Source organism: Vibrio agarivorans (assembly GCF_030409635.1).
Taxonomy (GTDB): Bacteria; Pseudomonadota; Gammaproteobacteria; order Enterobacterales; family Vibrionaceae; genus Vibrio; species Vibrio agarivorans.
On the sequence record NZ_JAUFQF010000004.1, the window covers coordinates 1,614,409 to 1,635,424 of the forward strand.

A 21,016-nucleotide genomic window follows, 5' to 3' on the forward strand; every position below is an offset into this window, starting at 1 on the left:
CAATGGCTAAATCAATCACAGTTCATACCATGACAAACCTCACTCAAACCCAACGTGATGCAGCTTATCTTGCAGAGATGGGTATCACTCAATGGAACCTCACTCACCCAGAGCGATTGCAAGGTGTAGAGAGTCAACAACATGCACTCGACGAGTCGTGCCGCTTGTTATTAGTTGCTCCCCAGTGCCCTCAGGGTAAATTAGCTGAGTTCTTAGAGAAGGTTCTAAAGGCGATGAATTTATCGCTAGAGCAAGTGCAGCACATTGAGCCTCAACACTGGTCTCAAGTCAATCATCAGCACATTGAGTGGGTGTGGTTTTCTGGTTGTGACAAGCAAGAGACCGCCGCGAAATCATTGATTAGCCCTGTGTTAGAACACATTGATGGTAACAATCAACAGCGCCGTGCGCTGTGGTCTCAGATTCAATCTCAACAATAAGTATCGTATGTCTAATCTCTCTGTTGTCGCGCTAGAAGCGACACATCTTGCGGCGATTTATCGTATCGAATCACTGGCACACACTCACCCATGGAGTGAAAAACTGCTCAGTGATATCAACAGTCGCGGTGCAGACCATCACGTGCTATTGGTGGATAATGCCGTGGTCGGTTACTTCTACGCCCAAAATATTGTGGGTGAGGTGACGCTACTCAATATTGCTATTGACCCGAGTCATCAGGGGAAAGGGTTTGGTAAGCATTTGTTGAACGCCTTTCTTGACCGATGTGAAGCGAGCAATGCTGAAAGTGCTTGGCTGGAAGTTCGAGAGAGTAATACTCGCGCCTTTGAACTTTATCAAGCGGAAGGCTTCAACGAGGTCGATCGTCGCCGAAACTACTACCCAACAGAGAATGGTAAAGAAGACGCCATTATCATGAGCTTTCTTTTCCTATAACTCATCGCCATAAAGTCATTGGCTATAAATAGTCGCGAACAAAGCGACTTTTCTGTATAATCCGCGCACAAAATTTTAAGGTAGAGAGTGTCATGAGACTCTCTACGCTTTCACTCATGAATGACAGCAAAGGGCGTTTATGTCTTTTCAACAAGAAGTAAGCAAACGTAGAACGTTTGCGATTATCTCTCACCCGGATGCGGGTAAAACCACCATCACAGAAAAGGTTCTTTTATTCGGAAACGCGATTCAAAAAGCGGGTACGGTAAAAGGTCGTGGTTCAGCACAGCACGCTAAATCAGACTGGATGGAGATGGAAAAAGAGCGTGGTATCTCGGTAACGACCTCGGTAATGCAGTTTCCATATAATGACTGCCTAGTAAACCTACTCGATACTCCTGGACACGAAGACTTCTCGGAAGATACATACCGTACTTTGACGGCTGTAGACTCATGTCTGATGGTTATCGATGCCGCGAAAGGTGTCGAGGATCGTACTCGTAAGCTTATGGAAGTAACGCGTCTACGTGATACGCCAATCGTAACTTTCATGAACAAATTGGACCGTGACGTTCGCGACCCAATGGAAGTTCTGGACGAAGTAGAAAGCGAGCTAGGCATGGCGTGTGCGCCAATCTCTTGGCCTATCGGTTGTGGTAAAGAGTTTAAGGGTGTTTACCACATTCACCGCGACGAAACGATCCTATACGAATCAGGTCACGGGCACGAGATCCAAGAAGTTCGTATCATTAAAGGTCTAGACAACCCAGAGCTAGACGAAAAAGTCGGTGCTGACCTAGCAGAAAGTGTACGTGAAGAGCTTGAGCTAGTAATGGGCGCGTGTCCAGAGTTCGATCTAGAGCTATTCCTAGCGGGTGAGCTGACCCCTGTTTACTTTGGTACCGCATTGGGTAACTTCGGTGTTGACCATATGCTAGATGGCCTGACGAAGTGGGCTCCAGCGCCTAAAACGCGTCAAGCGGTTGAGCGTGACGTTGAAGCGACGGAAGAAGATTTCTCTGGTTTTGTGTTTAAGATCCAAGCCAATATGGACCCTAAGCACCGTGACCGTATTGCGTTTATGCGTATTGTATCTGGCACTTATAAGCAGGGTATGAAGATGAATCATGTTCGTACTGGCAAGAAAGTGAGCATTTCAGATGCGGTTACTTTCATGGCGGGCGATCGTTCTCGTGCTGAAAATGCGTTTGCAGGTGACATTATTGGTCTGCATAACCACGGCACCATCCAGATCGGTGATACCTTCACTCAAGGTGAAGCGTTGAAGTTCTCTGGTATTCCAAACTTTGCACCGGAGCTGTTCCGTCGTATTCGCCTAAAAGATCCATTGAAGCAGAAGCAGTTGCTTAAAGGTCTGGTTCAGCTTTCTGAAGAGGGTGCTGTTCAGGTATTCCGTCCTCTGCAAAACAATGACTTGATCGTTGGCGCAGTCGGTGTGCTTCAGTTTGATGTGGTTGTGGCGCGTCTGAAAGCAGAATACAACGTAGAGGCAATCTACGAAGGCGTTAACGTTGCGACAGCACGTTGGGTTGAGTGTGGTGATGAGAAGAAACTCGAAGAGTTCAAGCGTAAGAACCAAGCGAACCTTGCACTGGATGGTGGCGATAACCTGTCATACATCGCTCCAACCATGGTGAACTTGAACCTAGCTCAAGAACGCTTCCCTGACGTAGACTTCCGCGCTACTCGCGAACACTAATTGGCAACGATTATCGCCCCTGATAGCGTTACCCTGATTCAGTTCAGGGTTTATCACTAGCATGCTTTTAGTTTATTGGCGCCTTTGAGTAGATATTGAAACAAGTTCAATATGACACTCTGGGAGCCAGTATGCCGTGTTAAGAGCCAATGTCACGCTCTGGGCTAATATGATGTGCGAGGGCTATTGTCGCCGAATATGCCCACGATTGGGTCATCATATGCCGACTATTGAGTCATCCTGAATTTATTTCAGGATCTACTTTAAGCGCACTGAAGACTCAATATTCGCTCAATAATAAAAATGCCACTTCAACTGAAGTGGCATTTTTGAATCTGAATGAGCAGAGAAAATTACTTTTTCTTCTTAGTCACTTTCTTCTTAACGCTCTTCTTCTCTACTTTCTTTTTGTTCTTTTTCTTGAACGTTGGCTTTTTGTGCTTTGGACGAAGCTCTTTAATAAAGCGCTCTTTGATGTCTTCTTTCACATAGCGAGCGACACGGTCCATCATTGGTTGGTCGTGCATTTCAATCAAAGAAATAGCATTACCTTTCTTACCTGCACGCGCAGTACGTCCGATACGGTGTAAGTAAACATCGGCAGTACGCGGCATATCATAGTTAATGACGTGACTCACATCAGGAAGGTCGATACCACGCGCTGCTACATCGGTTGCAAGCAGTACGTTGACAGTGCCATCTCTAAAACGGGCAATTGCGTTGTTACGGCGGTCTTGCGGCATCTCACCTTGGATCCATGAGCATGGGATCTGGGCACTTTCAAGTTGTGCACGCAGTTCAGCAAGGCGCTCGCGGGTTTTGAGGAAGATGATACTGCGCTCTGCCTGCTCTGTGATGATCACTTTAAGTAGGGCCAGTTTATGCTCCATATCATCAGCACGGTGATACCACTGAGAGATCTTCTTACGTTCACGACGTGATGGCTCGGCATTGACTTCTGCTGGGTCTTTAAGCAGGTCAGCAGTGAAGCCCTCAACACCACGGCCCTCTAGTGTTGCAGAGAATAGAAGTGTCTGTTTACGCCAGCGGCACTCACCAGAGAGGCGGTCAACCGTAGGTCCAAAGCCCATGTCGAGCATTCGGTCTGCTTCATCAAGGATTAACCACTCAATTGCACGGCAATCGAAACGCTCTGCATTGATGTATTCCATCAAACGGCCTGGTGTCGCTACCACGATATCTTGAGTTGTCTTCAAAATATCAGCGTGCTCTTCATATTGAACACCACCAGTGATAGTGAAGATATTGAGTTTGGTGTTTTTCGCCAACGCACGTGCTTGGTCAGCAACTTGCATAGCGAGCTCGCGAGTAGGCGTAAGAATCAAAACACGCGCAGGGCCTGCTTTTTTGCGAGGAAAGTCCTGCAAATATTGCAGAGCGGGAATAACGAACGCAGCGGTTTTACCTGTTCCCGTTGGCGCGGATGCTAAGACATCACGCCCTTCAAGCGCTTGTGGAATCGCTTCTGCTTGAACTTGCGTAGGGCGAGAAAAGCCCATTTCCTCAATAGCCTCTAGCAGGTTAGGGTCTAGTTCTAAATCTGCAAACGTTTTAATCACAGTGGTTTCTCCACAAGCAGGGTAAAAGTAAAGGGCGCATATTATATACTCTGTCGATCTAAGAAGCGAGCGTAGTGATCTAGATCACTCAAAGATGTGCTTTCGTGCTTACATTTTAAGATAGAACTCTCGTGTCAGCTCAACAAATGCATCGCTATATTGGCCGTTATCCATAATGACTAGCTCACTATCAATACACTGGTGGCTTGAACTGTTTTTTTCATGTTGAAGCTCGATAAGCAGCCTTGATGCAGGCTTACTCTTTGTCGATTTTACACGGCACAATCGAGTCGGCGTAAGTTGGAATTGCTGGGCAAGTTCGATGAACTGTTTACCTTCTACTAGAGGCAAGATTAGACTGGCTCTCCCTTCGGTTGTCATCAGTATTGAAATATGACGCGCGAGATCTTCGTGGCTAAGGGTGTGGGTATGACGAGCTGTGGCTCTTTGCTCACTGCCAGCTGTTTCACCGCTATTAAAGTACGGAGGGTTACAAATTATCGTAGCAAATTGACTACTCGGGTACGCATAGTAGAACTTCCCGAGTGACAGATGTTTTACCTCAATACGATCGCTCCAAGGAGAGGCTCTGACATTGTTGGATGCCGCAACAAAGGCCTGATGGTCAATATCAATCGCGGTAATACGTGTATTGGAGTAGCGCTGTGCGCACATAAGGCTTAATAGCCCTGTCCCCGTCCCAATATCCAAAATATTGCTTTGGGCATGACAATCGCTCCATGCGCCTAATAACACCCCATCAGTGCTGACGGCCATGCCTGCATAGCCGCCATCGATGCTAAATTGTTTAAATCTAAAGCTTTTTGTCTTATTTGTCTTATGCTGAGTCATGGCTTATATGCAGTGAATTGTATTTTAATGTTAACTGTTGTTGGTTAATGATGCTGAATTGTAAATGCAGCTTGTCGAAAATGACAAGTTAAATTCACTGGCTTTCTGTCTTTTATATAGTGAATTTGACTGCCTTTTGATTCCAAATTTGGTTTTATATGGTGTTTTTGTCTATTCGCTTGAATGTAACATTTTGATTGTACATTATCCTCTCATTCAGAAGAATGTGATCTTAGTCTGTCTTTCGGTGCAAATTCGATAACAAAAGCATCAACGATAATCGCAGTCTCGTCATTGGAATCCTAAAAGGATTCAAACAACACGAGGAATACGTTGTGAATCAAAATTTAAAATTAGCCGACATTATAGCGGTTGGCTTTATGCTCTTTGCCTTCTTTTTAGGCGCAGGAAACATTATTTTCCCACCAATCGCGGGTCAGCTGGCTGGCGAGAACTTAATGCCGGCTATGCTGGGCTTTCTACTCACTGCGGTAGGCCTACCTTTGATTACCGTGATTGCTTTGGCTTTCGCTGGTGGTAGTTGGCAGCACATGACAAGAGATCTTCCAAAAGGTGTTGCAACACTGATTACGGTGCTGATCTTTATTATCATTGGTCCTGCGTTTGCTGCGCCGCGTACCGGTCTTGTGGCATACGAAATGGCCTTCCGTCCTTTCCTAGCCGACGCACAGCAGTTCCACTTGACACTATTTTCAGTCTTCTTCTTCTGTGTCGCCATGTTTTTTGCATGGTCACAAGGCAAGCTTATCGACATTATCGGTAAGTTTCTGACACCAGCACTGTTTATTGGTCTTATGGTGTTGGCATTCGCTGTATTTGTTGACCCTCAAGGTGTTGCAATTGCTGCACAGGGCGATTATGCGACTCAACCTTTAACGACTGGCTTTCTTGAAGGTTACAACACTATGGATACCTTCGGTGCACTGATGTTCGGCATGCTGATTGTCGATGCGATTCGTAGCAAAGGCATCACAGATAGCGCAGCAACTAAAAAGTATTTGGTGAGCGCAGCCGTTATTGCAGCAGTTGGCCTGACTTTTGTTTACGTATCACTGTTTTATCTTGGTGCAACCAGTGCTTCTGTCGCGGCTGGTGCAGATAACGGGGGCGCGATTTTAAGTCAGTATGTACAAGCTTTGTTTGGTCCATCTGGCCAACTGGTTCTGTCTGTTATTGTGTTGCTTGCTTGTTTAACTACAGCGATTGGTTTGATTTCGGCATGTTCTGATTATTTCGCTTCTTTGACGTCTATTTCTTACAAAAAATGGGTCATTATTAATGGTGCTGCATGTGCGGTGGTCGCCAATATCGGTCTGTCTCAGCTGATTGCTTTGTCTGTTCCGGTACTGTTTGCGCTCTACCCCGTTGCAATCGCATTAGTTGCATTGGCATTTATTCGTCCATTTTTACCTCATCCAAAAGCAGCCTCACGTATTATCGTTGCAGTTGCGCTGCTATTTGCATTGATTGATGCAGCAAAAGTGGCTGGGGTGGATGTGTCTATGTTTGACTCATTGCCACTATTCAGTGTGGGAATGGGCTGGGTGCTACCAACATTGACAGCGGTAATTGCAGGTTTCTTTATTTCTGGCCCAACAGCGACACAGGGTACAAAAGAAGCGGCGTAATTGAAAAATATCTAGGTTTTATGAAGCTGGCTGCATGGCCAGCTTTTTTTTTGAGTGTGTTTTCGATATGACTATGCATATTGGAGATGATTTTTTCTGTATCTTCGTCACATTTTTGAGTACACTTTCGCGGTTAAATTCTATTCTAAAATGTTGAGCCAACATGTTTGAAATCAATCCTATTAAAAACCGTCTGAAGGACGTGACTGAGCGCACGAATGTCCTTAGGGGGTATCTTTGACTATGACGCCAAGAAAGAGCGTCTAGAAGAAGTTAATGCAGAGCTAGAACAACCGGATGTATGGAACGAACCGGAGCGTGCGCAAGCACTAGGTAAAGAACGTGCTTCCCTAGAAGCGGTTGTTGAAACTATCGACTTGCTTGACCAAGGTGTAGAGGACGTTGATGGTCTTCTTGAACTTGCTGTCGAAGAAGAAGATCAAGAGACCTTTGATGAAGTTGAGCCAGAACTTGCTGAGCTAGAAGCGAAGCTAGAAAAGCTTGAGTTCCGTCGTATGTTCTCTGGTGATCACGATGAGTCAGATTGCTATATCGACCTTCAGTCGGGTTCTGGTGGTACAGAAGCTCAAGACTGGACTTCAATGATGTTGCGCATGTACTTGCGTTGGGCTGAGGCAAAAGGCTTTAAGACCGAGGTGATTGAAGTATCTGAGGGTGAAGTTGCTGGCCTTAAGGGAGCAACGGTACGAATTTCAGGTGAGTACGCTTATGGCTGGCTACGCACAGAAACAGGTGTTCACCGTCTGGTTCGTAAGTCTCCATTTGACTCAAGTGGTCGTCGTCATACTTCGTTCGCGTCTGCATTTATTTACCCAGAGATTGATGACAACATTCAGATTGACATTAACCCTGCTGATCTACGCATTGACGTATACCGCGCCTCTGGTGCGGGTGGTCAGCACGTAAACACCACGGAATCGGCGGTTCGTATTACTCACGTTCCAACCAATACTGTGGTGCAATGTCAGAATGACCGTTCTCAGCATAAGAACAAAGACCAAGCGATGAAGCAGCTTCGTGCAAAACTGTTTGAATTAGAGATTCAAAAGCAGAACGCAGAGAAGCAAGCCAATGAAGATGCTAAATCTGACATCGGTTGGGGTAGCCAAATCCGCTCTTACGTACTGGATGACTCGCGCATCAAAGACTTACGTACTGGCGTTGAAAACCGCAATACTCAAGCGGTTCTTGATGGCGACCTAGACAAATTTATCGAAGCTAGCCTGAAATCAGGTCTGTAAGCTTTTCACCGAAAAACAATTTTCACAAAGAAAGACAGGATACATCGAAAATGACTGATGCTGTTCAAAACGAAAACGCACAAGAAGAGAATAAGCTGATCGCAGAGCGTCGTAGCAAGCTGGATCATATCCGCAAGAGCTGCAAAGCAAACGGTCACCCAAATGATTTCCGTCGTGAGCACCTAGCTGGCGATCTTCAAGCGGAATTCGGTGAAAAGACGAAAGAAGAGCTAGAAGAGTTAAACCACGTTGTTGCAATCGCTGGCCGTGTAATGGCTAAGCGTGGTCCATTCCTAGCTATTCAAGAAACATCTGGCCGTATCCAAGCATACGCTGCAAAAGATGTTCAAAAAGAGCTTAAAGAGAAATACCAAGGCCTAGATATCGGTGACATCATCGGTGTTAAAGGTGCGCTTCACAAGTCAGGTAAAGGCGACCTTTACGTGAACATGGAGTCTTACGAGCTGCTAACTAAAGCACTTCGTCCGCTTCCAGAGAAGTTCCACGGCCTGACTGATCAAGAGATGCGTTACCGTCAGCGTTACGTTGACCTAATCGTGAACGAAGACTCTCGCAACGCATTCATCGTGCGCTCTAAGCTTGTGTCTTCAATCCGTAACTTCATGAGCTCAAAAGGCTACCTAGAAGTTGAAACGCCAATGATGCACGTGATCCCTGGTGGTGCAACGGCTCGTCCATTCATCACTCACCACAATGCACTAGATATCGACATGTACCTACGTGTTGCACCTGAGCTTTACCTGAAGCGTCTAGTCGTGGGTGGTTTTGACCGTGTATTTGAGATCAACCGTAACTTCCGTAACGAAGGTCTTTCTCCACGTCACAACCCAGAATTCACAATGATGGAATTCTACCAAGCGTACTCTGACTACAAAGATCTTATGGATCTAACAGAAGAGATGCTAAGCACAGCAGCGATGGACGTTCTTGGTTCGACTTCTATGCCTTACGGTGACGAGACTGTAGAGTTCGGTGGTAAATACGCTCGCATGAGCATGTTCGATGCGATCAAGCACTACAACCCTGAGCACGCTGAGATTCAAGCACTAACTGAAGCAGACCTACAAGATCGTGACAAGATGGTAGCTATCGCGAAATCTGTACACGTAGAAGTAGAGACGTTCTGGACATGTGGTCAGCTTCTTGAAGAGATCTTTGGTGAAACGGCTGAGCCTCAGCTAATTCAACCAACGTTCATCACTGGCTACCCTGCAGACATCTCACCACTTGCACGTCGTAGCGATGAAAACCCGTTCTTCACAGACCGTTTTGAGTTCTTCATCGGTGGCCGTGAAGTTGCAAACGGCTTCTCAGAGCTTAACGATGCACAAGACCAAGATGAGCGTTTCAAGGCGCAAGTTAACGCGAAAGACGCGGGTGATGATGAGGCTATGTACTACGATGCAGACTACATCACAGCCCTAGAGCACGGCTTACCGCCAACAGCAGGTCAAGGTATTGGTATCGATCGTCTAGCGATGCTATTTACTAACACGCACACTATTCGTGACGTTATTCTATTCCCAGCGATGCGCCCGCAAGCGTAATTGACAATAAATATCGTCTAATCTTCAAAGAGTTGCTTTCGAGCAACTCTTTTTTTATGCATCGAGTATAGCCTGATTCGTTTCGAGCTTGAGGAAAATGAACACTTTGGTTTGAATTTATATTTATTGTACTAACTTATTAATATCAGCCAGTACGAAAGACTAAAAAGAGTGACGAATGCGTTGAGTGGCATATTTTTCGACTTAATTCGAAAAATTGAGTGAATTTCACGATGGCCTAACTAGAATGTTACATTTTGTTACGTTAGTCTTAATACTGATACTTGATATGTTTTATCGTCTCAAGGTTCACGTTTGTTTGTATTTGGATAAGTAATAAAAGGAAAGGACATGGGCTCTCATTTTAGACAGGACTCTATCCCCGGATCACTAATAGTGGTCGGTGGTACACCTGAGCCTTGGTTGAAGGTGTTAGAAAGCGCCGGTTGGAGTTGTACTATCAGCGGTGACCTTCGCAAAGCAGATGTGTTATTTAATGAGACAGGGCCGTGTATCGGTATTGTTGATTTGAGTCACGATGAGTTCTCGCTAAATGGCATTGCGAGTTTAGTGAGTCAGCATAAACACGTTCGTTGGATGGCGTTGATTCGAGAGTCTCAACTAAAATCTGACACTATCTGCCAGTTCATTGTGAACTTCTGCATCGATTTCTTTACCTCTCCTATCCCAGATACCCAGTTACTGAGTACGATTGGCCATCAACTTGGTATGCTCAAACTAGAGATGAAAGTGTGGCCGCATTTTGGTAGCAACAACGACATGGGCCTTGTGGGTGAGTCTATGCCGATGAAGCGTCTTCGTGACCAAATCAAACGTATAGGCCCAACAGACGTGAGTATCCTCATTTATGGTGAGAGTGGCTCGGGCAAAGAGAAGGTCGCGAGAGCGATTCATAAAACGTCTTCACGCTCGCAGCGTGAGTTTATCTCTGTCAACTGTCGTGCGCTTTCTGAGAATAGCCTCGAAACAGAGCTGTTTGGCATAGGACTTGAACCTGGGGCAAAGTCTATGCTAGAGCGCGCTGACGGCGGCACAATTCTTCTCAACGATATCCTGACCTTACCCAAATCACAGCAATTGAATTTACTGCGCTTCTTACAAGAGGGAACCGTAGATACTGCTGAAGGCTCGAAAAAGGTCGATGTGCGTATTTTGGCGGCAAATTCGATGGACATCGAGAAAGCACTTATTGATGGAGACTTTAATGAAGACCTTTATCATTATATTAATGTGCTGCGTATTAATGTCCCAAGCTTAAAAGAACGCTCAGGTGATATAGCGCTGTTGGCGCGTCATTTCTTGCAAGTGTATGCCAAAGATTACAATGCTCAAGCTCGCAGTTATAGTGAGGAGTCAATTAAGGCACTGGCACGTTATCATTGGCCGGGTAATGTTCGTGAATTAATGAACCTAATTAAACGCGTTGTATTAATGTCGGAACAGCCCATTATTGAAGAAGGGCAGTTGGAGTTACCCAAACGAAATAATGGAAAACGCAGTTTGAAGAGTATTCGTGAGCGCAGTGAGCGAGACGCATTAATGTTGGTGCTCGAATCTCATGATGGTCAAGTGTCTCAGGCTGCTAAAGAGCTGGGTGTTTCGCGAGCCACTATGTATCGCTTGCTGAATAAACATAATCTGATCAGTGAAAACTCGATCTAATTATTGTCACTGATTCATTCATCAAATAATAAGAGCAACCCTAGGGTTGCTCTTATTATTTGCTATTTATGACATGGTACGTGAACGAAGCATCAAGAAATGACATTACAGCACAGTAAGGGTCAGACGTGGCGGAATATGTTATTGAAGTGGCAAGAAGGGAGTAGTTATTAGAGAATTATTTTCTTTTTATCGAATAAAAAACAATCAGGTTGAAATACTCACCTTGTTGAGTAAGAATTAACCACAAGTCGCAAGACTTACTACAAAGCTTGGCTCACTGACGAGCTAAATTACCATTTCAATTCAGGAACTTATTTAGCTAGGAGGCTCATATGATTACCGTCAAAACGTTTGATTGCGTATGGGCTATGCATGCCGATTTTTCAGCAGATAAACACTTTGCCACAGCGGCCAAGTGTTCGCTGAAACACATGCCCGCACGAAGCACTTTCGCTAAATAACCGTTCCGTAGTCTTTAAATAGCTGCGGTTAACTGCAGCTCATACCTAAGCTCGTATTTTTATTTGCTGCCGTTTTCCGCGTCACTTAACTCATTAGGAGAACGATGATGCGTCATTCAATTTATCTAAAACTTGCAGCATGGTGTGTAGTTGCCGATCTAAAACAAGAAGAGCGAGCATGGAAGAGACGAGTACGTCAAAGCGCCCATGAGCTTCCTTTCCATAGCGAGCATCTACTTCGAGATGTTGGTTTAGACGCGACAGGACGCCCTCTAGGTCGCACTGAAGCACCGAAAGCTACAGCGGGTCGCCGCGTGAGACATCTTAGAAGGATATTACAATCTAGAATGATCACGTAATGCGTAAGGGGAGGGAGTAACACCTCCCCTTAATTCTCTTTGCGGTGTGGGTTGCAGGGTTATTGCTATCGAACTTTGGTTTATTGACCGAATAATGCGCCCAAATTTGTCGCAATTCATAGACACTTTCATCACTACTGCACAAGATAATGGGATGAAAAACAATAGCACCGGGATCCTTGACTACAATTTCAAAGATGGAGGTGCACAATGCAAAGAAGACAACTAGATAAATGGTTGCACGGTTATCACAAAGAGACGTACCGCACTCCTAAGGTCTTTGTGATTGGATGTGCTGACCTAGCAAAATATCAACTCGCGGTGGAATATAAACATAAACTTGAGCCTGTCACGGTCGACAATGAGCCGGTTCACTACGACTCATTGGAGTTGGTCAAAGAGGATTTGACCCGATTGGGTTTTGACAAAGCCTATTTGCGCTTGCACAACGCTTATGACGAGTGTGGTGCTGAGTCAGCGATTGGCTATAGCGATATTGAACTCTCTTTGGTCACTCATTAGAGGCATCGACTGATTAATGTCTTATGATGCGTAATGATCGTTGAGAATAGACGCTGTAAATTGAGTGCGTAGATAGAAACCTCTTGGGCGCGTTTTAATGATTTTTCCACTAGAACCATACGCTTCAGTTAGCGCTTTGCCATTGGCAGCTTTAGGGCGCAGCTGAAGCATCTCTCCGTGCCTAGCGGTTATCTTTTCAATATCCCCAAGGACAATCATCTCCATTAACTCTTCCCAGTCTTGACGCAGTTGTTTCTCTTGCTCAGGGCTCGGCGACCATATTAATGGCGCTCCCACTTTACGCTCCGCCAATGGAATTTCTCTTTCTCCTTCGATAGGCACCCACAAGACACGTGACATTTTATTGCGAACGTGGCTGTTCTCCCAAGTGAGCCCATGAACGCCCAGCAGAGGTGCTACACAGACAAATGTGGTTTCAAGTGGCTTGCCCTGATAGCTAATCGGAATAGTTTTGAGTTCTATCCCCAGCTGTTCAAAATCTTGTTGCGGCTTGCTTCCCGCTGTTGCACCGAGGTGCCACTCTATGAGTTGTCCAACCCAGCCTTTATCTCGCGTGAGATCGTTTGGCACTGACATTGATGCCTCTTGCGCGAGTTGAGCAAAGGTCATGCCGGCAATTTGCCAGGCTCTATCAAGGAGTTCTTGTTCTGTTTCTGGTTCAGCTTTCATCGTGTCTTGTTGCGTGGGTACATAACTGGAAATTGAGAGTATCGGTGTTTTCTGAGTCGATTGATGTTGATTCTAGCAGATGATGCAGGTGTAACGGCACTGCTTATCGGTTGTTGTTGCTCTTTAATATTGAGTAAAAAGTCATTTAAGTTCAACTTATCCACAGAAAGCGAGCCCAAAAAGAGCGAGAGCTAAAGGTATGTATGAATAAACAGGGGTTTTGAGTGCAATAAATGGTTGAAAAACTAGACTAAGTTCTAATATTAACTTTTTAGTGTGGATAACGTTACGGATGGTTGATCTTTGACCAGTTTGGTTTTGGTTGGATTTAATAACGGTAAGGTTAGACGAGGTATTCTTTGTTTTTGTATTAAGTGGCTGAAATGTGGTGTTATTTTCCTATTTTTCTGACTTTGTGTGTGATTGGTTTTCGATTGGGTGTTGAGTTTTTGATCTAATTGGTGACTATTTTGCACATGGTTATTCACAGAAAAGGTGAATAAATGTGGGCTGTGTCTCACTCTAATGTTGATAAGTTCTAGTGTGGCGAAAAGTTATCCATAAAGACGGGCTTCTTGCACAAATCATGCATTAATCACACTTGTAGGTTTGCTAGTGCTGGGGATATGTGGAAAAATCACGGCATTAAAGAATTTATTTGAGGTCGGCCAGTGATCGATGGCGATGGTTACCGCTTGAATGTCGGTATTGTGATTTGTAACAACCATGGTCAGGTATTCTGGGCTAAACGATTCGGACAACACTCATGGCAATTTCCTCAAGGGGGCATTGATGAAGGCGAGACACCTGAAGAAGCCATGTACCGTGAGTTATACGAGGAAGTCGGCTTAAAAAAACATGAAGTGAAGATCGTTGCGACGAGTCGTCATTGGCTGAGATATAAGCTCCCCAAACGACTCGTTCGATGGGATTCAAAGCCGGTCTGTATTGGCCAAAAACAGAAATGGTTTCTGCTGCGATTAGACTGTGATGAGTCACGAATTAATATGCAGCGCGGAAACATGCCTGAATTTGATGGGTGGCGCTGGGTGAGTTATTGGTATCCAGTGAGACAAGTAGTGTCTTTTAAGCGCGATGTGTATCGTCGTGCGATGAAAGAGTTTGCCTCAGCGGCGATGCCTTTCCACGAGCGCAAGTTGAAATCTAAGCGCAAGCATAAAAGAGGATAGGAATGCTCTCTCAACTAAGGGACATAGTTGAACAAGTATCTAGGGTTGATGATCTGCATCAGGCGTTGTCGATCTTGGTGAAACAAACCTGTAGCGCAATGAACACGGAGTGCTGCACGGTTTACCTTGCCAATGAAGAAATGCAGCGCCTTGAGTTGATGGCGACACAAGGCCTGACCTTCAAAGGTGATAGCATTCATATCCGCTTCACTGAGGGGCTAGTAGGACGTGTAAAGCGCACCGCTGAACCTATCAATGTGGCGGAAGCCTCAAAGCATCCTAATTTTAAATTTTTCCCTGAGCTCGGTGAGCAGGTTTATCAGAGCTTTCTTGGTACACCCATTATTCACCGTAAAAAAGTGCTTGGGGTGCTGGTGGTTCAGCAAAAGACGCCACGTTTGTTCGATGAATCGGAAGAGTCCTTTCTTGTGACTCTCTCTGCCCAATTAGCGGTGTTGATTGCTCATGGGCAAACCTTAGGCCACTGGCTACCCAACCATCACTCACGTACCTTAATCGGTGTTCCTGCTTCATCAGGTGTGGCTATAGGTCGATTTTGGCTCGACAATACGCAGCCGAACCTTACTGAGGTAGCGCCGGCTTCGACGGTTGATGTCGAGCAAGAACAAGAGCGTTTAGCCATGGCGATGGAAGCCGCGCAAGCAGACTTTCGCCGCATGCGTAAGAAGCTTGAAGGTGAGTTAACATCGGATGCAAAGGGGATCTTTGATCTCTTTACGCACTTACTCAATGATCCGATGCTCAAGAATGATCTCAAAAAGCAAATTCAGCAGTATGACCGTGCTGAGTGGGCATTGCGCCAAGTGATAGAGTCTTACTCTAGCCGTTTTGCAAAAATGTCGGACCCTTACTTGCGCGAACGTGCGCAAGACTTCCGTGAGCTTGGACAGCGTTTATTGTTCTTTTTGCACAACACAGAGCAAGAGCAGCAAGTGATCGAAAAACCGATCATCATGGTGGTGCAAGAGTTAACCGCATCGATTTTGGCTTCAGTGCCAAAAGACAAACTGTTGGCCGTAGTGTCAATCGAGGGGGCTGCCAACTCTCACGCGGCTATTTTGTCTCGCGCCTTGGGTATTCCAGCCATTATGGGGTTGGAGTGTGATATCACTCAGCTCAGTGGTCTAGCAGGCATCGTTGATGGCTACAGCGGCAAGCTTTTCGTTTCTCCTAGCCGCCAACTACTGCAAGAGTATCGTGGCCTGTTGCACGAAGAGAAAGAACTCACTCGTATGGTGAGTCGCCACTCTGATAAACCTGCAGTCACACTTGACGGTCTCGGTGTTGATATCATGCTTAACTCAGGCCTTAGTGCTGACAGTAGCATTGCTATTAATCAGGGCGTGGATGGTGTCGGCTTGTACCGTACAGAGATCTCATTCTTATTGCAGCATCGCTTTCCGTCAGAGGATGAGCAAGTCGGTCAGTATCAATCGGTTCTTGCTTCTTATCCGAATAAAAACGTGGTTATGCGTACCCTAGATGTTGGTGGCGACAAAGCACTCCCTTACTTCCCAATCGAAGAAGAAAACCCCTTCTTAGGCTGGCGAGGTATTCGCTTTACACTGGACCACCCCGATATCTTTCTTATTCAGTTACGCGCCATGCTTAGAGCGAGTCAAGGTAATGACAATCTAAGTATCTTGTTGCCGATGGTTTCGAATGTGCAAGAGTTGGATGATGCACTGAGGCTATTTGAACAGGCGTATCAAGAGGTCAGTGAGTTCTGTCGCTTGAAAAGGCCGACTATCGGTGTGATGGTTGAGGTGCCTTCAATGCTGTACCTGCTGCCGCATATTGCTAACAAAATAGATTTTGTTTCTGTCGGTACCAATGACTTGACGCAATATTTATTGGCAGTTGACCGCAATAACAGCCGTGTTTCTACTTTGTACGAAACTATGCATCCGGCGGTGCTTTCTGCTTTGAAACACATCAAGGTGATTTGTGAGTCGGTGAATCTTCCTGTTTGTGTATGTGGTGAGCTTGCGGGCGATCCAATGGGAGCCCTACTTTTAGTCGGAATGGGTTATCGCTCATTGAGTATGAACACCTCCAATGTCGCTAAAGTGAAATATTTATTGTGTCATAGTGAGCTTGAGGAATTAGAGCAGTTAGCTGAGTACGCGTTAGGGCAATCCTATGCTCAATCTATCTATGATATGATGCTCAGCCATTTTGAATCGAAAGAGTTTGCTGGCTTTATCCGCGCTGGTAAACACTAAGGAAACCTTGTGTCCATAGAACTAATATTTGTCTTGTGCCTGCTGGGCGGCTTTGTTGGCATGATGGCGGGGTTGTTGGGCATAGGGGGCGGACTCATTGTTGTCCCAGCGTTGACGTTTATCTTACCCTTAATTGAAGTACCTTCTGAAAACATCATGCCGATGGCACTTGGCACCTCATTAGCGACTATTATCATTACCTCAGGCTCGTCGGCATTCAATCACTTAAGACTTGGTAATATCGATTTTTTTGCAGTGAAATGGCTCATGCCGGGCGTCGTTGTAGGTGGTTTTTTAGGGGCGTTTATCGTGGAGTTTATCCCTGCAGAATACCTACCCCGCGTGTTTGGTGTGATTGTGGTTTGTTTGGCGTTACAAATGTTGTTTTCATCACGCAGTCATAAGGTCTATCCGATGCCCTCGAGACCTGCTACGCTCGCAACAGGCTCCGCTATTGGGGTCGTATCTAGCTTGGCCGGGATCGGTGGTGGTTCGCTTTCGGTGCCTTTTCTCAATCGTCATGGTGTAGAAATGCGCCGTGCTGTGGGGTCATCCTCTGTCTGCGGTTGTGTTCTTGCGATAGCGGGCATGTTGGGCTTTGTTTTAAGTGGTGTCAGCGCCGATAACCTACCGCAATACAGCTTAGGCTATGTCTATCTTCCGGCACTTATTGCGATTTCTTTGGTCTCAGCATTTACAACACGTTTTGGCGCACTGATGGCAACGAGTATGCCGACCGTGCGTTTGAAGCGTGTTTTTGCCTTATTTTTGTTTTTTGTAGCAGGTATCATGCTACTTAAGTAGTTCTATACCCAATTAGAGAAAGTATTATGTCTCAAGGATTTATTGAGTTTCCAAACATCGATCCTGTGCTGTTCAGCTTAGGGCCACTATCAGTCCGCTGGTACGGACTGATGTATCTTGTTGGTTTTGTGTTCGCACTTTGGCTGGCAAATCGTCGTGCAGACACGAAGGGCAGTGGTTGGACTCGTGAACAAGTGTCTGACTTGCTATTTGCAGGCTTTTTAGGCGTGGTGATCGGTGGCCGAGTCGGCTACGTGATCTTCTACAACTTTGACCTCTTCATTCAAGAACCGCTCTATCTCTTCAAAGTCTGGACAGGCGGCATGTCTTTCCATGGCGGTCTATTGGGCGTGATTGCCGCAATGTTCTGGTACGCAAAAAAGAATGGGCGAACCTTCTTTGGTGTAGCCGACTTTATAGCACCTTTGGTGCCGTTTGGTTTAGGTATGGGACGTCTGGGCAACTTCATGAACAGTGAGCTTTGGGGACGTGTGACTGATGCGCCATGGGGCGTTGTATTCCCGAACGGTGGCCCACTACCTCGCCATCCATCGCAACTTTATGAGATGGCGCTTGAGGGTATTGTTCTGTTCTTTATTTTGAACTGGTTCATCAAAAAACCGCGCCCACTTGGATCTGTATCAGGTCTTTTCCTATTGGGGTATGGTACCTTCCGCTTCCTAGTCGAATACGTGCGTGAGCCGGATGCTCATTTAGGCTTATTTGGTGACTTTATTTCGATGGGGCAGATCCTGTCTCTTCCTATGATTATTATTGGCGGACTCATGATGGTGTGGGCATACAAGCGCGGCCATTTTTCTGACCAATCAAACGCAAAAAAGAGTGAATCGTGAAACAGTATTTAGATTTATGTCAGCGCATCGTTGACCAAGGTACGTGGATTGAAAATGAGCGAACAGGCAAGCGCTGCCTAACCGTGATCAACGCCGACCTGACTTACGATGTTGCCAACAACCAGTTCCCTCTTGTAACGACGCGTAAAAGTTTTTGGAAAGCGGCAGTAGCAGAGCTGCTTGGTTATATCCGTGGCTATGATAATGCGGAAGATTTCCGCAAGTTGGGAACAAAAACCTGGGATGCAAATGCCAACCTGAATGAAGCGTGGCTGAACAACCCTTACCGCAAGGGTGACGATGACATGGGGCGCGTTTATGGCGTTCAAGGCCGAGCTTGGGCTAAGCCTGATGGTGGCCACATCGATCAACTGCGTAAGATTGTTGATGATTTAACTCGTGGCGTGGATGACCGTGGTGAAATTCTTAATTTCTACAACCCGGGTGAGTTCCATATGGGGTGCTTACGTCCATGTATGTACAGCCATCACTTTTCGCTATTGGGCGATACGCTGTATTTGAACAGTACGCAACGCTCATGTGACGTTCCACTTGGTCTGAACTTTAACATGGTTCAGGTGTATGTATTCTTGGCGATCATGGCACAAATTACGGGTAAAAAGCCGGGTGTGGCTTATCACAAGATCGTCAATGCGCATATTTACGAAGACCAACTTGAACTGATGCGTGATGTGCAGCTTAAGCGTGAGCCATTGGCCGCACCTCAGTTTAAGATTAACCCTAAGATTCAGTCACTAGAAGACTTGGAAACATGGGTGACACTAGATGATTTTGAAGTGATTGGTTACGAATCTCATGAGCCGATTCGTTATCCATTTTCAGTGTAACTTGCTGAAAATTTAGCGCATACAAATAGCGTTTCTGAAACGAAAAGAGGATAGCCATTCGGTCTATCCTCTTTTTAATTCTAAATGAACTCTGAACTCTGAACTCTAAAGCCCTTTTAACAATAGGTTCTCGCCTTTTTTCTTCGGCTTACGCTTGAGAAGTATCACCATCAACAACCCACACAAGAAGCTCAAAGCGATGAGCCCATACATATAGCGGTCACTCTTACGATAGAAGTGGTCAGACACCGCAGTGACTCGGCCTGTTTCAAAGGTGATGCGCACAAAGCCAACAATAGACCCATCATTGATGACGGGCTCGACCAGCTGTTGTCTGCCGATTCGTGCGGTTGCCAATGGTGTATCTAACCCGAGAACTTCACGTGCACTCAATGCATCGTCACTGGCGGCTAACTTAATGCCTTCGGCATCATAAACGGTGGCATCGAATACTAGGCGGTCTTGAGCTAACTGATTGGTCAATGCGAGAAGTCGCTCTTGATCTTCTTGTTCAATCATTTCACTTGCCGACAGTGAGGCTTGCGATATCAATATCTTGGTCAGTGTTTCCAACTGATTTGCCTGAATGCGTTCATTTTCTTTACTGATCCGCAGACTGTTAACCGCTATCACTGCAACCATGATCGTGAGCAACGCAAAGCCGACAATTTTCAACGCATTACGGAAGGAAAACAGAGATTCGTTCATTACCTATGCTCATGAATTATTCTAATTTGTGCCATATTGAGACTTGCGTTTATAAAAAGCAATAGGTTAACGTTACTGAAACTTAGACAGGACGAGAAACATGGATTTGTTACATAAACTGCCCATTCACAGACACACTTCGCTGCTATTACGTTTTCCTGAAGTATTGGATAGTTCGCAACTCGATAAGAACAAAGCAAACTGGGTTATCTTTGGTCGAACACTGGCCTGCAGTCAGCTTGAGGATATCGATTTCTATACCGGCTTTTACAATCATATTGTCGATGTTTGGCAAGTTGGCCCTTATGAAGTTGCCCTGATGAGCGGTGAATTGACCGCAGAGCACAAGGCGATTCTTGCTGAGTTGGATTTAGAGTATGCCCATTTACAAGATGTCCCGGACCTCTCCAAGCCAGGGCTTATCGTGTTCGATATGGACTCAACTGCGATTCAAATTGAGTGTATTGATGAGATAGCGAAGTTGGCTGGTGTTGGGGAAGAGGTTTCTGCTGTGACTGAACGTGCGATGCAAGGTGAGCTCGACTTTGAACAAAGTCTGCGTCAGCGTGTCTCCAAACTCAAAGGGGCGGATGAGTCGATCCTAGAGTCTGTACGCAGCACATTGCCACTAATGCCTGATTTGACCGCATTGATTAACGCACTGCAAGGCTTTGGCTGGAAGACGGCTATTGCCTCTGGTGGATTCACCTATTTTTCTGACTACCTCAAAGAGACTTTGAATCTAGACTACGCTCGCTCTAATCAGCTAAAGATTGTTGATGGCAAGCTAACGGGAGAGGTATTAGGCGAGGTGGTTTCTGCTCAAACAAAAGCGGATATCGTACTCGAGTTGGCAGAAGAGTATGACATTGAGCTACACAACACTGTCGCCGTGGGTGATGGCGCGAACGATCTAGTGATGATGAGAGCGGCTGGTTTAGGTATCGCTTTTCATGCTAAGCCTAAGGTTGAGCAGGAAGCGCAAACGGCAATCCGTCATGTTGGTTTAGGTGGGGTGCTTTGTATTTTGTCTGCGCAGTACGCCAAGCAAGGCAAGGTGAGCTGGAAAAGAACCTAATCGCATTAAATCTCAATCATGACCGTCTTTGCGGTCATGATT

At 45.8% G+C, this 21,016-nt stretch carries 19 protein-coding genes; 15 read left to right on the forward strand and 4 right to left on the reverse strand.

What is annotated here, in order from left to right:
* Nucleotides 1-29: 29 nt before the first annotated feature.
* The 3 genes from QWZ05_RS15940 (at nucleotide 30) to prfC (ending at nucleotide 2,617) form a co-directional block, all read left to right on the forward strand.
* Nucleotides 30-440, forward strand: a complete 411-nt coding sequence (locus QWZ05_RS15940) for a DNA polymerase III subunit psi (RefSeq protein ID WP_264878222.1) — start codon at nucleotides 30-32, stop codon at nucleotides 438-440.
* A 7-nt stretch (nucleotides 441-447) separates the two neighbouring features.
* Nucleotides 448-897 (forward strand): ribosomal protein S18-alanine N-acetyltransferase, encoded by a 450-nt coding sequence (rimI, locus tag QWZ05_RS15945; protein WP_264878015.1) that lies wholly within the window; start codon nucleotides 448-450, stop codon nucleotides 895-897.
* 139 nt (nucleotides 898-1,036) lie between these two features.
* Nucleotides 1,037-2,617, forward strand: a complete 1,581-nt coding sequence (gene prfC, locus QWZ05_RS15950) for a peptide chain release factor 3 (protein ID WP_164649010.1) — start codon at nucleotides 1,037-1,039, stop codon at nucleotides 2,615-2,617.
* A 353-nt stretch (nucleotides 2,618-2,970) separates the two neighbouring features.
* Here the strand turns inward: prfC and srmB are convergent, their stop codons facing one another.
* Nucleotides 2,971-4,197: an ATP-dependent RNA helicase SrmB gene (gene srmB, locus QWZ05_RS15955; RefSeq protein WP_264878016.1), complete on the reverse strand. Its 1,227-nt coding sequence runs from the start codon at nucleotides 4,195-4,197 to the stop codon at nucleotides 2,971-2,973.
* A 108-nt stretch (nucleotides 4,198-4,305) separates the two neighbouring features.
* Nucleotides 4,306-5,049 carry a tRNA1(Val) (adenine(37)-N6)-methyltransferase gene (locus tag QWZ05_RS15960; protein ID WP_264878017.1) on the reverse strand — a complete coding sequence of 248 codons (744 nt, stop codon included), beginning with the start codon at nucleotides 5,047-5,049 and terminating at the stop codon, nucleotides 4,306-4,308.
* A gap of 335 nt (nucleotides 5,050-5,384) precedes the next feature.
* Here QWZ05_RS15960 and brnQ point away from each other — a divergent pair, with 335 nt between their 5' ends.
* From brnQ to QWZ05_RS15990, 6 genes are all read left to right on the forward strand, one after another.
* Nucleotides 5,385-6,698 carry a branched-chain amino acid transport system II carrier protein gene (gene brnQ, locus QWZ05_RS15965; protein WP_264878018.1) on the forward strand — a complete coding sequence of 438 codons (1,314 nt, stop codon included), beginning with the start codon at nucleotides 5,385-5,387 and terminating at the stop codon, nucleotides 6,696-6,698.
* Between the two features lie 163 nt (nucleotides 6,699-6,861).
* A protein-coding gene (gene prfB, locus QWZ05_RS15970) for a peptide chain release factor 2 (RefSeq protein WP_264878019.1) occupies nucleotides 6,862-7,960 on the forward strand; the annotation gives its coding sequence in 2 pieces (ribosomal slippage) (nucleotides 6,862-6,936 and nucleotides 6,938-7,960; 1,098 coding nt in all).
* Between the two features lie 50 nt (nucleotides 7,961-8,010).
* Nucleotides 8,011-9,528 (forward strand): lysine--tRNA ligase, encoded by a 1,518-nt coding sequence (gene lysS, locus QWZ05_RS15975; RefSeq protein WP_290299396.1) that lies wholly within the window; start codon nucleotides 8,011-8,013, stop codon nucleotides 9,526-9,528.
* A 351-nt stretch (nucleotides 9,529-9,879) separates the two neighbouring features.
* Nucleotides 9,880-11,211 carry a cyclic-di-GMP-binding transcriptional regulator VpsR gene (gene vpsR, locus QWZ05_RS15980; RefSeq protein WP_264878020.1) on the forward strand — a complete coding sequence of 444 codons (1,332 nt, stop codon included), beginning with the start codon at nucleotides 9,880-9,882 and terminating at the stop codon, nucleotides 11,209-11,211.
* Between the two features lie 571 nt (nucleotides 11,212-11,782).
* Nucleotides 11,783-12,034 carry a DUF1127 domain-containing protein gene (locus QWZ05_RS15985; protein WP_290300812.1) on the forward strand — a complete coding sequence of 84 codons (252 nt, stop codon included), beginning with the start codon at nucleotides 11,783-11,785 and terminating at the stop codon, nucleotides 12,032-12,034.
* 210 nt (nucleotides 12,035-12,244) lie between these two features.
* Nucleotides 12,245-12,556 (forward strand): DUF6482 family protein, encoded by a 312-nt coding sequence (locus QWZ05_RS15990; RefSeq protein ID WP_264878022.1) that lies wholly within the window; start codon nucleotides 12,245-12,247, stop codon nucleotides 12,554-12,556.
* Nucleotides 12,557-12,577: 21 nt separating this feature from the next.
* On the opposite strand, the gene mutH is transcribed toward QWZ05_RS15990, so the two are convergent.
* A complete protein-coding gene (gene mutH / locus QWZ05_RS15995; protein ID WP_264878023.1) occupies nucleotides 12,578-13,246 on the reverse strand; it encodes a DNA mismatch repair endonuclease MutH in 669 nt (222 codons plus the stop codon).
* 671 nt (nucleotides 13,247-13,917) lie between these two features.
* Here mutH and rppH point away from each other — a divergent pair.
* From rppH to QWZ05_RS16020, 5 genes are read left to right on the forward strand one after another with little or no spacing between them, the layout of a single operon-like run.
* Complete coding sequence (rppH, locus tag QWZ05_RS16000; RefSeq protein ID WP_264878024.1) at nucleotides 13,918-14,436, forward strand: RNA pyrophosphohydrolase; 519 nt, start codon at nucleotides 13,918-13,920, stop codon at nucleotides 14,434-14,436.
* Between the two features lie 2 nt (nucleotides 14,437-14,438).
* The gene (ptsP, locus tag QWZ05_RS16005) at nucleotides 14,439-16,682 is read left to right on the forward strand and encodes a phosphoenolpyruvate--protein phosphotransferase (protein WP_264878025.1); all 2,244 of its coding nucleotides are present in this window, start codon (nucleotides 14,439-14,441) and stop codon (nucleotides 16,680-16,682) included.
* A gap of 9 nt (nucleotides 16,683-16,691) precedes the next feature.
* Nucleotides 16,692-17,486: a sulfite exporter TauE/SafE family protein gene (locus QWZ05_RS16010; RefSeq protein ID WP_264878026.1), complete on the forward strand. Its 795-nt coding sequence runs from the start codon at nucleotides 16,692-16,694 to the stop codon at nucleotides 17,484-17,486.
* A gap of 26 nt (nucleotides 17,487-17,512) precedes the next feature.
* On the forward strand, nucleotides 17,513-18,340 hold the full coding sequence (gene lgt / locus QWZ05_RS16015; RefSeq protein WP_290299402.1) for a prolipoprotein diacylglyceryl transferase: 828 nt from the start codon (nucleotides 17,513-17,515) through the stop codon (nucleotides 18,338-18,340).
* Nucleotides 18,337-19,188, forward strand: a complete 852-nt coding sequence (locus QWZ05_RS16020; RefSeq protein ID WP_264878028.1) for a thymidylate synthase — start codon at nucleotides 18,337-18,339, stop codon at nucleotides 19,186-19,188. Before lgt ends, QWZ05_RS16020 begins: the two co-directional genes overlap by 4 nt.
* A 105-nt stretch (nucleotides 19,189-19,293) precedes the next feature.
* On the opposite strand, the gene QWZ05_RS16025 is transcribed toward QWZ05_RS16020, so the two are convergent.
* Nucleotides 19,294-19,896, reverse strand: coding sequence for a YtjB family periplasmic protein (locus QWZ05_RS16025; protein WP_264878029.1), 603 nt, complete (start codon nucleotides 19,894-19,896; stop codon nucleotides 19,294-19,296).
* Nucleotides 19,897-19,996: 100 nt separating this feature from the next.
* Here QWZ05_RS16025 and serB point away from each other — a divergent pair, with 100 nt between their 5' ends.
* Nucleotides 19,997-20,974, forward strand: a complete 978-nt coding sequence (serB, locus tag QWZ05_RS16030; RefSeq protein ID WP_290299403.1) for a phosphoserine phosphatase — start codon at nucleotides 19,997-19,999, stop codon at nucleotides 20,972-20,974.
* The last annotated feature ends 42 nt before the right edge of the window (nucleotides 20,975-21,016 follow it).

Bases quoted from the DNA above. Each gene is read 5' to 3' on its own strand.
- QWZ05_RS15940 (WP_264878222.1), top strand. From the start codon at position 30: ATGACAAACCTCACTCAAACCCAACGTGATGCAGCTTATCTTGCAGAG.
- rimI (WP_264878015.1), top strand. From the start codon at position 448: ATGTCTAATCTCTCTGTTGTCGCGCTAGAAGCGACACATCTTGCGGCG.
- prfC (WP_164649010.1), top strand. From the start codon at position 1,037: ATGTCTTTTCAACAAGAAGTAAGCAAACGTAGAACGTTTGCGATTATC.
- QWZ05_RS15960 (WP_264878017.1), bottom strand. From the start codon at position 5,049: ATGACTCAGCATAAGACAAATAAGACAAAAAGCTTTAGATTTAAACAA.
- lysS (WP_290299396.1), top strand. From the start codon at position 8,011: ATGACTGATGCTGTTCAAAACGAAAACGCACAAGAAGAGAATAAGCTG.
- vpsR (WP_264878020.1), top strand. From the start codon at position 9,880: ATGGGCTCTCATTTTAGACAGGACTCTATCCCCGGATCACTAATAGTG.
- QWZ05_RS15985 (WP_290300812.1), top strand. From the start codon at position 11,783: ATGCGTCATTCAATTTATCTAAAACTTGCAGCATGGTGTGTAGTTGCC.
- QWZ05_RS15990 (WP_264878022.1), top strand. From the start codon at position 12,245: ATGCAAAGAAGACAACTAGATAAATGGTTGCACGGTTATCACAAAGAG.
- mutH (WP_264878023.1), bottom strand. From the start codon at position 13,246: ATGAAAGCTGAACCAGAAACAGAACAAGAACTCCTTGATAGAGCCTGG.
- ptsP (WP_264878025.1), top strand. From the start codon at position 14,439: ATGCTCTCTCAACTAAGGGACATAGTTGAACAAGTATCTAGGGTTGAT.
- lgt (WP_290299402.1), top strand. From the start codon at position 17,513: ATGTCTCAAGGATTTATTGAGTTTCCAAACATCGATCCTGTGCTGTTC.
- QWZ05_RS16025 (WP_264878029.1), bottom strand. From the start codon at position 19,896: ATGAACGAATCTCTGTTTTCCTTCCGTAATGCGTTGAAAATTGTCGGC.
- serB (WP_290299403.1), top strand. From the start codon at position 19,997: ATGGATTTGTTACATAAACTGCCCATTCACAGACACACTTCGCTGCTA.